8 protein-coding genes are annotated in these 12,878 nt (G+C 72.0%); 3 read left to right on the forward strand and 5 right to left on the reverse strand.

What is annotated here, in order from left to right:
- Window positions 1–67: 67 nt before the first annotated feature.
- A complete protein-coding gene (locus tag ACFV9D_RS04540; RefSeq protein WP_385140778.1) occupies window positions 68–775 on the forward strand; it encodes an NAD(P)-dependent oxidoreductase in 708 nt (235 codons plus the stop codon).
- A 62-nt stretch (window positions 776–837) separates the two neighbouring features.
- Here ACFV9D_RS04540 and ACFV9D_RS04545 read toward each other — a convergent pair whose 3' ends face one another.
- Both ACFV9D_RS04545 and ACFV9D_RS04550 read right to left on the reverse strand, forming a co-directional pair.
- Window positions 838–2,619, reverse strand: coding sequence for an ABC transporter ATP-binding protein (locus tag ACFV9D_RS04545; RefSeq protein ID WP_385140781.1), 1,782 nt, complete (start codon window positions 2,617–2,619; stop codon window positions 838–840).
- On the reverse strand, window positions 2,616–4,418 hold the full coding sequence (locus tag ACFV9D_RS04550) for an ABC transporter transmembrane domain-containing protein (RefSeq protein ID WP_385140784.1): 1,803 nt from the start codon (window positions 4,416–4,418) through the stop codon (window positions 2,616–2,618). The genes ACFV9D_RS04545 and ACFV9D_RS04550 overlap by 4 nt, the downstream gene beginning before the upstream one ends.
- Before the next feature lie 166 nt (window positions 4,419–4,584).
- On the opposite strand from ACFV9D_RS04550, the gene ACFV9D_RS04555 reads away from it, so the two are divergent.
- Together ACFV9D_RS04555 and ACFV9D_RS04560 are read left to right on the forward strand one after the other, a co-directional pair.
- Window positions 4,585–6,189, forward strand: a complete 1,605-nt coding sequence (locus ACFV9D_RS04555) for a peptide-N4-asparagine amidase (protein ID WP_385140787.1) — start codon at window positions 4,585–4,587, stop codon at window positions 6,187–6,189.
- Window positions 6,190–6,360: 171 nt separating this feature from the next.
- Window positions 6,361–7,761, forward strand: coding sequence for a cation:dicarboxylate symporter family transporter (locus tag ACFV9D_RS04560; protein WP_385140790.1), 1,401 nt, complete (start codon window positions 6,361–6,363; stop codon window positions 7,759–7,761).
- Between the two features lie 46 nt (window positions 7,762–7,807).
- Here the strand turns inward: ACFV9D_RS04560 and ACFV9D_RS04565 are convergent, their stop codons facing one another.
- From ACFV9D_RS04565 to ACFV9D_RS04575, 3 genes are all read right to left on the reverse strand, one after another.
- On the reverse strand, window positions 7,808–9,244 hold the full coding sequence (locus tag ACFV9D_RS04565) for a Gfo/Idh/MocA family protein (protein ID WP_385140793.1): 1,437 nt from the start codon (window positions 9,242–9,244) through the stop codon (window positions 7,808–7,810).
- Window positions 9,245–9,414: 170 nt separating this feature from the next.
- The gene (locus tag ACFV9D_RS04570; RefSeq protein ID WP_385140796.1) at window positions 9,415–12,339 is read right to left on the reverse strand and encodes an FAD-binding and (Fe-S)-binding domain-containing protein; all 2,925 of its coding nucleotides are present in this window, start codon (window positions 12,337–12,339) and stop codon (window positions 9,415–9,417) included.
- A 36-nt stretch (window positions 12,340–12,375) separates the two neighbouring features.
- Window positions 12,376–12,837: a MarR family winged helix-turn-helix transcriptional regulator gene (locus ACFV9D_RS04575; RefSeq protein WP_385140798.1), complete on the reverse strand. Its 462-nt coding sequence runs from the start codon at window positions 12,835–12,837 to the stop codon at window positions 12,376–12,378.
- Window positions 12,838–12,878 lie beyond the last annotated feature (41 nt).

A 12,878-nucleotide genomic window follows, 5' to 3' on the forward strand; every position in this document is an offset into this window, starting at 1 on the left:
GCGTGCACTTCACGGCGTATAGTTTTCGCACGGCGTTACGTCAGAGATGTGATCACAGGGGAGAGTCATGCACATCGGAGTCATCGGAGCGACAGGAACCATCGGCAGCCGCGTCGTCGCGGAAGCCCTGGAGCGCGGGCACCACATCAGGGCGTTCAGCCGCGACGCCACGGCTGCGGCGGTGGACGAGACCCGCGAGAACATCACCTGGGCGAGCCTCGACGTGCTGGACGCCGACGGCATCGCCGCCGTCCTGCCCGGGCTCGACGTTCTCATCAGCGCCTTCCAGCCGGGGAACGCCGCTCAGGACCTCGGGGACACGGTGCGGCGCTCCATCGCCGACGCGACCGTCTACGCCAGAGCGGCGAGGGCCCTGCTGAAGGCGCTGGAGAGCCACCCCAGAACCCGGCTGATCGTGATCGGCGGCGCGGGCAGTCTGGAGGTCGAGCCCGGTGTGGTGCTCGCCGACGCGGAGGAGCGTCTCCACGAGACCCTCGACGCCGTCGGGCTGCCCCGCGCCTACGCGGCGGCGGTCCGCGGCCACCGGGACGCCCTGAACGTCCTGCGCGCCTCGAACCGCCGATGGACCTACTTCAGCCCCGCCGAAGACATCGCCCCCGGTGAGCGCACCGGCCGCTTCCGCGTCGGCGACGACCAGCCGGTCCGTGACGCCGACGGCCGCAGCCGCGTCTCGGCGGAGGACGCGGCCGTGGCCCTGATCGACGAGGCGGAGCTACCCCGCTTCGTCCAGCGCCGCTTCACGATCGGTTACTGAAGGCGGGGCGGGCCGGCCCGACGGGCGCCGACCCGGCCGGTCGGCCCGCCCCGCCCCACTGGTCAGCCGTGCCACGACCGCCACAGCGCCGCGTACGCCCCGTCCGCCGCCACCAGCTCGTCATGGCTGCCCAGCTCGCTGATCCGGCCCTCCTCGACCACCGCGATCACATCCGCGTCGTGCGCGGTGTGCAGCCGGTGGGCGATCGCGACGACCGTACGGCCGTCCAGGACCCGTGCCAGCGAGCGCTCCAGATGGCGCGCCGCCCGTGGGTCCAGGAGCGAGGTCGCCTCGTCGAGGACCAGCGTGTGCGGATCGGCGAGGACCAACCGGGCCAGCGCGATCTGCTGGGCCTGCGCCGGCGTGAGCGCGAGCCCGCCCGAGCCGACCTCGGTGTCCAGTCCCTCGTCCAGCGCCCGCGCCCAGCCGTCCGCGTCGACCGCGCCGAGCGCCGCCCACAGCTCCCCGTCCTCGGCGCCCGTGCGGGCGAGCAGCAGGTTGTCGCGGAGCGAGCCGACGAAGACGTGGTGCTCCTGGTTGACCAGGGCCACGTGCTCGCGGACCCGCTCGGCCGGCATCTTCGCCAGCTCGGCGGCGCCGAGCGTGACCGACCCGGTGCGCGGGGCGTAGATGCCCGCCAGGAGCCGGCCGAGCGTCGACTTGCCCGCGCCGGACGGGCCGACCAGCGCGAGCCGGGTGCCCGGGGCGACGTCCATGGACACCTGGTGCAGCACGTCGACACCCTCCCGGTAGCCGAACCGCACCTCGTCCGCGCGGACCGTCCGGCCCTCGGGCCGTACCTCGCCGTCTCCGGCGTCCGGCTCGATGTCCCGGACGCCGACCAGCCGGGCCAGCGACACCTGGGCGACCTGCAACTCGTCGTACCAGCGCAGGATGATCCCGATCGGCTCCACCAGCATCTGGGCGAGCAGCGCGCCCGTGGTCAGCTGCCCGACGTCGATCCAGCCCTGCAGCACGAACACGCCGCCCAGCATCAGGACACCCGCCAGGACGGTGGTGTGCGTGAGGTTCACGACCGGGAAGAGCACCGAGCGCAGACCCAATGTGTACCGCTCCCACGCGGTCCACTCCGCGATGCGCCGGTCGGAGAGGGAGACACGGCGCACGCCGAGGCGGTGCGCCTCGACCGTCCGGCCCGCGTCGACCGTCTCGGCGAGCGCCGAGGCGACCGCCGCGTATCCGGCGGCCTCCGAGCGGTAGGCCGACGGCGCCCGCTTGAAGTACCAGCGGCAGCCCACGATCAGCAGGGGCGCGGCCAGCACGATCGCCAGCGCCAGGGGCGGCGCGGTCACCGTGAGGCCGCCGATGAGCAGACCGGCCCAGACCACCCCGATCGCCAGCTGGGGTACGGCCTCCCGCATGGCGTTGGCGAGTCGGTCGATGTCCGTGGTGATACGGGACAGCAGGTCGCCGGTCCCGGCCCGTTCCAGTACGCCCGGCGGCAGCCCGACCGACCGTACGAGGAAGTCCTCGCGCAGATCGGCCAGCATCTCCTCGCCCAGGATCGCGCCGCGCAGCCGCACCATCCGCACGAAGAGCGTCTGGATCACGAGCGCGAGCACGAACAGCCCGACGGTGAGCTCCAGATGGAGCTCGCGCGCTCCGTCGGAGAGCCGCTCGACGAGCGAGCCGAGGAGGTACGGACCGACCATCGAGGCGATCACGGCGACCGCGTTGACCCCGACGAGCAGCGCGAACGCCCTGCGATGGCGGCGCAGCAGGTCGCGTACGTAGCCACGTACGGTCGCGGCCGTGCCGACGGGCAGGGTCGTCGCCGACTGCGGGGCCGCCGGGTCGTACGCCGGTGGCGCGAGGCCGATCATGCCGACTCTCCTTCCAGCTCTGCTTCCAGCTTGTCCGCCGACGTGGCTTCCACGGCCTGTTCCTCGTCGGTCTCGCGGGTGACGACGGCCCGGTAGCGCGGCTCGGTGCGCAGGAGGTCCCGGTGCGTGCCGACCGCCACCACCTCGTCGTCGTCGATCAGCACCACCCGGTCGGCCCGGTCGAGGAGCAGCGGCGAGGAGGCCAGCACGACCGTCGTACGGCCCTCGCGCAGCTTCCGCACCCCGGCGGCGACCCGTGCCTCGGTGTGCGAGTCGACCGCCGAGGTCGGCTCGTCGAGCACCAGCACCTCCGGGTCGGTGACCAGGGATCGGGCCAGCGCCAGACGCTGTCGCTGCCCGCCCGACAGGGACCGGCCGCGCTCGGTGATCCTGGTCCGCATCGGATCGCCCCCGGTGTCCACGGAGGCCTGCGCCAGCGCGTCCAGGACGTCGCCGCACTGCGCGCCCTCCAAGGCCGCCTCGGCGCTCACGGCACCGGAGGACGGCACGTCGAGCAGCTCGCGCAGCGTGCCGGAGAGCAGCACCGGATCCTTGTCCTGGACCAGGACGGCGGTACGGGCCGCGGCCAGCTCGAGCTCGTCGAGCGGGACACCGCCGAGCAGGACGGAGGTGTGACCCTCCGCCGGCTCCGCCGGATGGCCGCCGAGCCGGTCCGCGAGCCGTCCCGCCGCGTCCGGGTCGCCGCACACCACCGCCGTGAAGTGGCCCGAGGGCGCGAGCAGTCCGGTCGCCGGGTCGTACAGGTCGCCGCTCGCCGCTCGGTCCTCGCCGGAGACCGTCGTCGTGCGGGACAGTGCCAGCACGCGGGCCGCGCGCTTGGCGGACGGCCGGGAGAAGGAGTACGCCATGGCGATCTCCTCGAAGTGGCGCAGAGGGTGCAGCATCAGCGCCACCGCGCCGTAGACGGTGACCAGTTCACCGACCGCGATGCGGCCGTCGAGGGCGAGCCGCGCGCCGTAGGCCAGCACGCCCACCAGGAGCAGTCCGGGGAGCAGGACCTGGACGGCCGCGATGAGGGCCCACATCCGCGCACTGTGCACGGCCGCGCGGCGCACCTCCTGGGAGGCTGCGCGGTAGCGGCCGAGGAACAGCTCCTCGCCGCCGATGCCGCGAAGCACCCGGAGTCCGGCCACGGTGTCCGAGGCCAGCTCGGTGGCCTTGCCGGCCTTCTCGCGCTGGATGTCCGCCCGTCGGGTGGCGCGGGGGAGCAGGGGCAGCACGGCCAGTGCGAGGACCGGCAGGCCGATCGCGACCACCACGCCGAGGGCCGGCTGGTAGACCACCAGACCGACGCAGACCAGGACCATCGTCAGCGCGGCCGCCGCGAACCGCGACAGCGCCTCGACGAACCAGCCGATCTTCTCGACGTCCGAGGTGGAGACGGCCACGACCTCGCCGGCGGCGACCCGCCGGGTGAGGACCGCGCCCAGCTCCGCCGTCTTGCGCGACAGCAGCTGCTGGACGCGGGCGGCGGCGGTGACCCAGTTGGTGACGGCGGTGCGGTGCAGCATCATGTCGCCGACCGCGATGGCCGCTCCGAGCACGGCGAGCAGTCCGCCCACGAGCGCAAGCCGACCGCCGGAGCGGTCGACGACGGCCTGGACGGCCAGGCCGACGGCGACCGACAGACCGGCGATGCCGAGCTGCAGGAGCAGGCCCCACAGCAGCGCCTTCACCTGTCCGCCGAGTTGGTTGCGGCCGAGCCAGACGAGGAACCGGGTGCCCGAGCGGACATCGGGGACCCCTGGATCGGCGTACGGTAGATCGCGAATCTGCATGGCTTCCCAGGGTCTTCCGGTTTTTCGGCAGATGGCTCAAACCGTGCAAGGTTCGCGTTCCGGGACCGCGGGCGGCAATCGATTTATTCGCATCGGGGCACAGAACGCGCCAAGGTCGACCACCCCCTCTGGACGCCCCGGGTGCCCCGCGCTTCACTCCGGTCCCATGAGACATCAGAAGATCATGAGCATGATCGGCGGCCTCGTCCTGGCCGCCGGAGCGCTGCTCACCGCCCACCCGGCGGGCGCCTGGGCTCCGTACGAGACACCCCCTCCGGAGTTCACGAGCGACTGGCACGACCCGGTCACCGCCGCGCCGCCCGTCGCCAGGCCGGACGCCCCCTCCTGCGAAGTGACCCTCGCCGAGGCGCAGTTCCGCGACTTCACGCCGTACAAGGGGAGTTACTCGCCCCCGAAGGAGTGCGGCACGCGCTGGAGCAAGGTCGTCCTCCGCCTCGAAGGAGAGGTGAAGGGGCGTCAGTACGACCGGCTCGGCCATCTCACCGTCGGCGGCGTGGAGATCTTCCGCACCTCCACGCCCCAGCCCTCGCCCGACGGCATCGCCTGGTCGGTGGAGAAGGACGTCACCCGCTACCGCGACACCCTGAGCCGTCCGCAGCCGGTCGAAATGCTCATCGGCAATGTCGTGAACGAGACGTACACCGGCGTCTTCGACGTCCGGGTCACCCTCACCTTCTACGCGGCCCGGGCGCACGCGAAGCCGGCCGCCGGCACCCCCGACCGGGTGATGCCGCTCGACTCCACGAGCCTGACCACCCCGCGCAACACCGAACGCGTCCTCGCCGAGGTGTACGCGACGGGCTCCGGCGGCGGATGCGAGGAGTACTGGTACCTGACCGTGCCCGACGCGGCACCGTACTCCTGCAAGGCGACCGACGGGCCCTACCGCGAGGTGCAGGTCTCCGTCGACGGACGACTCGCGGGCATCGCCGCCCCCTTCCCGACGGTGTGGACGGGCGGCTGGTCCAACCCCTTCCTCTGGTACGTCACCCCCGGCCCGCGCGCCTTCGACATCCAGCCGATCGTCTACGACCTGACCCCGTTCGCGGGCATCCTCAATGACGGCCGCGCCCACCGGGTCGAGGTGTCGGTCGTCGGCGTTCCCGCGGGGCAGACCGGCTGGAGCACGCCCACCAACATCCTGCTCTGGCAGGACGAGGGCCGCGCCGTGGTCACCGGAGCGCTCGACCGCCACGAGGAGACCGCACCGCGCAACTCCTCGGTGCACACGGCGGGATCCGAGCACCGGCTGGACACCGAGGGCGGGCACGCGCTCACCGTCGCCGGCCATCTGAACACCTCGCACGGCCGCGTCGACACCACGGTCACGCGGACCCTCGCCCACACCTCCGTGCACCGCTGGGCCGAGGGCGAGAACCCGGACGCGCTCACCGCCCGGTGGGCCGACGACGAGACCGTGACCGTCGGGCGCACCAGCACCCGCACCCACCGCACGTACACGATGGACGGCGAGACGACGATCGGCGCGGGTGACCGCCTGCGGACCGTCCTTTCGCTCGGCGACCGCGCCCGCACGGAGGTCGTGCGGGGCGGGAAGCGGCTCTCCTGGTCCGACCTCGATCACAGGTACGCCGGCAATGCCACGTACACCACGGGTGTGCCCCGCGATCAGCGGCACGCGGTCGGGACGACGGCGGAGCGGTACCGACTCTTCGGCTCCGACGGGTGCTACGACCGGAGCGTGAGGACGGCGCAGGGCACGGTCACGGAGGACCGTCTGCGCTGCTGAGCGGCGTGGGCGGGGACTTCATGACGTGAGTGACGGGCGGGTTTGGAGCAAGATCCAAGATTTACCTGGATGTTGCATGGGGTCTTCTGTGGAATACACAGCTCCGCCATAGTGGCGCGCACTGCGGAAGTTCGTTTCCGCATGACAGAAGTCCGCTACGGAGGAGTGCCCGTGCCGCACGCCGCCCCACCAGCACCGCCCGCGCCGTCCCTCGCGCGCCGCGCAGCCCGTCTGCTGCGCACCTCGCTCTTCGCGCAGGTCGCCTGCGCGCTCCTGCTCGGAATCCTCGTCGGGCGGCTGTGGCCCGAGGTCGCCTCGGCCGCCCAGCCGCTCGGCGAGGGATTCATCCGCCTCATCAAGGCGATGATCGCCCCGCTCGTCTTCTGCGTGGTCGTCGCCGGCATCACCAAGGCCGGTGACCTCAAGGCCTTCGGCCGCATCGGGATCAAGGCCCTGATCTGGTTCGAGGTCGCGACCACCGTCGCGCTCGTCTTCGGTCTGCTCGCCGGCAACCTCTTCGGGCCCGGCACCGGGATGAACATCGACCCGGCCACCCTCGACGCCTCCGCCGTCGACGCCAAGACCGGAGGCGGGGAGCTCCCCTCGACCTCCGAGTTCCTGCTGCACTCGCTGCCCGACAGCGCGGTCGGCGCCTTCGCCGAGAACTCGCTGCTCCAGGTGCTCGTCCTGTCCTGCCTGGTCGGCGCCGCGCTGCTGCACCTCGGTCACACCAAGGTGCCGGCCATCCTGCCCGCCGTCGAGCAGGCCCAGGAGGTCGTCTTCGCCGTCGTCGGCTTCATCATGAAGCTCGCCCCGCTCGCGGTCTTCGGCGCCACGGCCCACCTGGTCGGCCAGTACGGACTCGGCGCGCTCTCCACGTACGGCAAGCTGATCGCCGTCTGTTACGGCGTGGCGCTGCTGTTCCTGCTCGTCCTGGCCCTCGCCCTCAAGGCGCTCACCGGGCTCAGCCTCTGGAAGTTCGTCCGCTACACCCGCGAGGAGATGCTGCTCGCCCTCGGCACCGCGTCCAGTGAGACCGTGATGCCGCGCATGATGCAGAAGCTGCGCGCCGCCGGCTGCCGCGACGACGCGGTGGGCCTGGTCCTTCCGACGGGCTACTCGTTCAATCTCGACGGAGCCTCGATCTACCTCTCCATCGGTACGCTCTTCATCGCCCAGGCCGTCGGAGTGGACCTCAGCCTCGGCCAGCAGATCACCGTCGTCCTCGTGCTGATGCTCACCAGCAAGGGCATGGCGGGCGTGCCGGGTTCGGCGTTCCTCGCGCTCTCCGCGACCGCCGCCGCCCTCGGCGTCATCCCGGTCGCGGCCGTGGCCCTGCTGCTCGGCGTCGACCGGATCATGGACGCGATGCGCGTCGCCACGAATCTGCTCGGCAACTGCGTGGCCGTGTTCGTGGTCTCCCGCTGGGAGGGGGCGCTGGACCGGGTGACGGCCAAGGCCGTCCTGAACGGCGAGATCCCCTTCGTACCGGAGCAGGCCGAGGTGTCTGCCAAGGACTCCGCCAAGGACTCCACCGAGGAGTCCGCGGGGGAGCGGCAGCCGGCGAGTTGAGCGACCGCGGGGCCCGGCTGGTGCGAGCCGGGCCCCGCGCCGCCTGTCACGTGGCCGGCTTGACCGAGTCCACGCCGGAGCGGGCCTTCTTCCACTCCCCGCGGGTGAAGTCGGGGATCGCCTGCGGCGCGCCCTTGGCCCTGATCGAGGCGTGGCTGAGCGGCACCGGGGCCGTCCAGGTCGCCGCGTCGTACACGTCGAAGTCGGGGACGAGACCGAGCTGCATGCACTGCATCAGCCGGAAGATCATGATGTAGTCCATGCCGCCGTGGCCGCCGGGCGGATTGGCGTGCTCCTTCCAGAGCCAGTGGTCGAACTCCGCGGCGTACGCGGCGAAGTCGCCCCACTGGTGGCCCTTGTGGTCCGGCTCCAGATAGATCCTGGCCGGATAGTCCTCGAACACCCCCCGGGTGCCGCCGAGGCTGTTGATCCGGCTGTACGGGTGCGGGGTCGAGACGTCGTGCTCCAGCCGGATCACACGGCCCTTCGCCGTCTGCACCAGACTGGTCGTCCGGTCGCTTCCGATGTACGACTCCCGCCAACTCGGGTCGCCCGGCGGCATGTTCTCGGCCCGGTACTCGGCGAGCCCGAGCGCGGGCGTCCCGAAGCTGCTGATGCTCACCACCCGGTCACCGCGGTTGACGTCCATGTAGTTGGCGACCGGACCGAAGCCGTGGTTGGGGTAGAGATCGCCCCGCAGCTGGGTGTGCCAGAGCCGGCGCCAGGGCCCCTCGTAGTACGTGGGCGAGAACAGCAGCTCGCGCAGATCGTGGTTGTACGCCCCCGCGCCGTGCAGCAGATCGCCGAACTTGCCCGCGTGCGCCATCCGCAGGACCCGCATCTCGTTGCGGCCGTAACAGCAGTTCTCCAGCTGCATGCAGTGGCGGCGGGTCTGCTCGGAGAGGTCCACGAGCTTCCACAGGTCCTCGAGCGTCATGGCGATCGGACACTCCACGCCGACGTGCTTGCCGTTCAGCATCGCCGCCCTGGCCATCTCGAAATGGAGGTGCCAAGGGGTGGCCACATAGACGAAGTCCACGTCGGAACGCTTGCAGAGGTTCTCGTAGTCGTCCTCGCCGTGGGTGTACACCGCCGGGGCGGGCTGTCCGGCGGCGACGACCTTGGCGGTCGCCCGCTCTGCCTTCGCCTTGACCGGGTCGCAGACCGCGACCACGCTCACACCGGGGACGGCGAGATAGACGTCGAGCATGCTGTCGCCGCGGTTTCCGAGGCCGAGGATCCCGATGCGGACGGTGGGGCGTCGCTCGAAGGGGACGCCCGCCATGGTGGCGCCGTTGCGCAGGGGCGCCTCGGCGTTCTGCCCGGCGTTCTGCTCCGCGTTCTCGGCGGCGGCCGTGACGGCCCCGGCGGCCTCGGCGGGCCCGGCGCCCAGGGCGCCGAGGCCGATGCCCGCCCCCGCGACGCCGGCCGTGGTCCGAAGGACGGAGCGACGGCTCGGCGGCTGCGGTGCGTTGTCGTTCATGGAACCTCCAGTAGCTGTGGGCACGGCTGGCTCATGAATCCCGCTCAGGACCCTGGCCGTTGAGACTGGTGGTGCGCAAGGGCGCGGATTGGACTCTTGCGACGGGTAGTTGGACTCTTCGCCTCCGCTTCCGCCACCGCTTCGGCGGGGCGCGCGGAGGACGCGGGGCGTCACGGACGCGTCGCGTGCTCCAGGGCCAGGAGCACGTGGTGATAGCTCCGCCCGGTCGCCCGGTCCATACCGATCTCGCACATCCGGTTCGCCGACAGATGCACGTCGAAGGAGCGCGCCGTCACCTCGGCGGCCTCGCGCGCGGTGGCCGAGGCCGTCAGCTCCGGATGGAGCATTCCCCGGTCGCCGGCGAAGGCGCAACAGCCCGCGTCCTCGGGGACCACGACCTCGTCGGCGCAAGCACGGGCCAGCGCCGTCAATTGCTCCTCGTCCCCCAGATGCCGCATCGAGCACGTCGGATGCACCACCGCAGAGCCCACCGCGCGCCGCACATCGAGCCGCGGCAGCAGCTCGTCGGCCGCCCACACCAGGGAGTCCAGGACGGTCAGCTCGGCGTGCAACTCCCGGTTGTCGTCGGTGAGATACGGCACCACCTCGTGGGCGATCCCGAGCGTGCACGAGGAGGCGTCGACGACGAGTGGCAGACGCCCGCCCGCCGTCCAGCCCCAGGCCGCCTCCACGATGCGGTTGGCCATCACCTCGTTGCCGCGCTCGTACCCCTTGGAGTGCCAGATCGTCGCGCAGCACGTCCCGGCCACGTCGTCCGGAATCCACACCGGCTTGCCCGCCCGCGCGGAGAGCGCGACCACCGCCTCGGGGAGCGACGGGCCCGACAGGCCCTCGGGCCCGCCGAAGATACGGTTCACACAGGCCGGGTAGTAGACGGCGACGGCCGCCGGACGGTGGGTCCGGGGGAGACGGCGGGCCGCCGCGCCCGGGATCTCCGGCAGCCACTCCGGTACGAGATCGGGCCGCACCGCCTTGCGCGCCAGGCCGGTCACCGACTCCAGGAGCCGGTCCCCGATCCGGTCCGCCGCGGCGACCGCGAGCCGGGCGGATGCCTCCACGGCGCGGAAGTTCCTGGCCGCGAGCGCCGCGACGCGCTCCTCGCGCCGCGAGTGGCGCTGATGGCGGAAGTCCTTCATCAGTGCACCCGTGTCGATGCCCACGGGGCAGGCCAGCTTGCAGGTGGAGTCGCCGGCACAGGTGTCCACGGCGTCGTAGCCGTACGCCTCCAGCAGGCTCGCCTCCACCGGTGAGCCGTCGCTCTGCCGCATCATCTCCCGCCGTAGCACGATGCGTTGGCGCGGAGTGGTCGTCAGGTCATGGCTGGGACAGGTCGGTTCGCAGAAGCCGCACTCGATGCAGGGATCGGCGATCGCCTCCACCCTCGGAATCGTCTTCAGGCCGCGCAGATGGCCCTGCGGGTCGCGGTCGAGGACGATCCGCGGCGCGAGCACCCCGTCGGGATCGATGACCTCCTTGATCCGCCACATCAGTTCGGTCGCCCTCGGCCCCCACTCCAGCTCCAGGAAGGGCGCGATGTTGCGGCCGGTGGCGTGCTCAGCCTTCAGCGAGCCGTCGAACCGCTCCACGGTCAGCTTGCAGAACTCGTCCATGAACGCCGCGTACCGCTCCACGTCGGCCGGATCGGCGGCGTCGAACGCGAGCAGGAAATGCAGGTTGCCGTGGGCGGCGTGACCGGCCACGGCTGCGTCGAAGCCGTGCCGGGACTGCAGCTCCAAGAGGTCCGCACAGGCCTCGGCGAGCCGGGCCGGCGGTACGGCGAAGTCCTCGGTGATCAGCGTCGTACCCGAGGGGCGCGAGCCGCCCACGGCGGTCACGAACGCCTTGCGGGCCTTCCAGTACCCGGCGATCGTCCCCGGGGCGCGGGTGAAGGCATTGCGCACCGAGGCGACGGGCGCGACCAGCTCCAGACCGTCGAGTACGGCGTCCGCCGCCCGCTCGTACGCCTCCTGCGCGGCCGCGTCCGGCGCGCGGAACTCCACGAGCAGCGCCGCCGTCTCCTTCGGCAGCTCCGCCCAGTCGGCCGGCACGCCTGCGACGCTGACCGAGGCACGCAGTGTGCTGCCGTCCATCAGCTCGACCGCCATCGCCCCGGCGTCGTTGAAGCGCGGCACGGCGGCGGCCGCGGCCGGCAGCGAGGGGAAGAAGAGCAGTGCGGTGGAGACCTGCCGGTCCAGGGGCAGAGTGTCGAAGACGACCTCGGAGATGAAGCCGAACGTGCCCTCCGAGCCGATCATGAGTCCCCGCAGGATCTGCACGGGCGTGGCACCGTCCAGGAAGGCGTCCAGGCGGTAGCCGTTGGTGTTCTTGATGGCGTACTTGGCACGGATGCGGGCGACCAGCTCCGCGTCGGCCTCGATCTCGGCCTTGAGCGCCATCAGGGCTTCGCAGAGGCGGGGCTCGGCGCGCGCGAGCTCCGCGTCCGCCGCCGGGTCGCCGGTGTCGACGACGGTGCCGCTCGGCAGGACGAAGGTGAGGGAGGCGACGGTCCGGTACGAGTTCCGCGTCGTCCCCGCCGTCATGCCGGAGGCGTTGTTGGCGACCACCCCGCCGATCGTGCAGGCGACGGCGCTCGCCGGGTCGGGCCCGAGGACCCGGCCGTGCCGGGCGAGGGCGGCGTTGGCCCGGACGACCGTGGTGCCGGGCCGGATCCGGGCCCGGGCGCCGTCGTCGAGCACCTCGACGCCCACCCAGTGCCGGCGCACGTCGACCAGGATGTCCTCGCCCTGCGCCTGGCCGTTGAGGCTGGTTCCGGCCGCCCGGAACACCACCTCGCGGCCCTTGCCGTGCGCGTACGAGAGGACCGCGGAGATGTCGTCGATGTCCTCCGCCACCACCACGACCTGCGGCACGAACCGGTAGGGGCTGGCGTCGGAGGCGTACCGCACCAGGTCGGAGATCTTGGAGAGCACCTTCTCGGGACCGAGGAGCGCGGTCAGCTCCTCCCGCAGGTGTCGTGGCGTGCCGCGCGACTGGAGATCGGGGACGCGGTCGGGGGCCGGGGTCCGCTCCGTCCTCGGACGCAGGGCCTGCGGGTTCGGCTCCAGCAGTGGCATGTCACGGCTCCCCTCGGCGCTCCCTGCGCCCCTCGGTCAGCAGCGACGCTCCGGCACGTGGTCGACCAGAGCGGACAGCAGACCTCCGAGCACCTCGCGCTGATCGACGGTCAATGGCGCAAGGATGTCCTCTGCGGCCGCCCGACGGGCGCTTCGCAACGCGCGCAGCGTGGCGCGACCCGAGTCGGTGAGCTCGATCCGCACCACCCTGCGGTTGGTCGGATCGGGGACCCGGCGCACCCGGCCCGCGGCCTCGAGACCGTCGACGAGGCTGGTCACGGCCCGGGGGACGACCTCGAGCCGCGCGGCGAGATCCGCCATCCGGGGCGGATGGTCGTAGTGCGCGACCGTGCGCAGCAGCCGAGACTGCGCGGGGGTGATGCCGACCGGCTCCAGCTGCTGTTTCTGGCTGCGCTGCAGGCGTCGGGTCAGGCGCAGCAGCTGCTCGGCGAGAAGGCCGTCGGCGTCGGGTCCGCTCGGACGGTCGGGGGTGTTCATGCCGGAACAATATCAGGACCAGGTTCATTGTGAGTATAGGT

The sequence above is a fragment of the Streptomyces sp. NPDC059875 genome, assembly GCF_042731085.1.
In the GTDB taxonomy this organism is placed as follows: Bacteria; Actinomycetota; Actinomycetes; order Streptomycetales; family Streptomycetaceae; genus Streptomyces.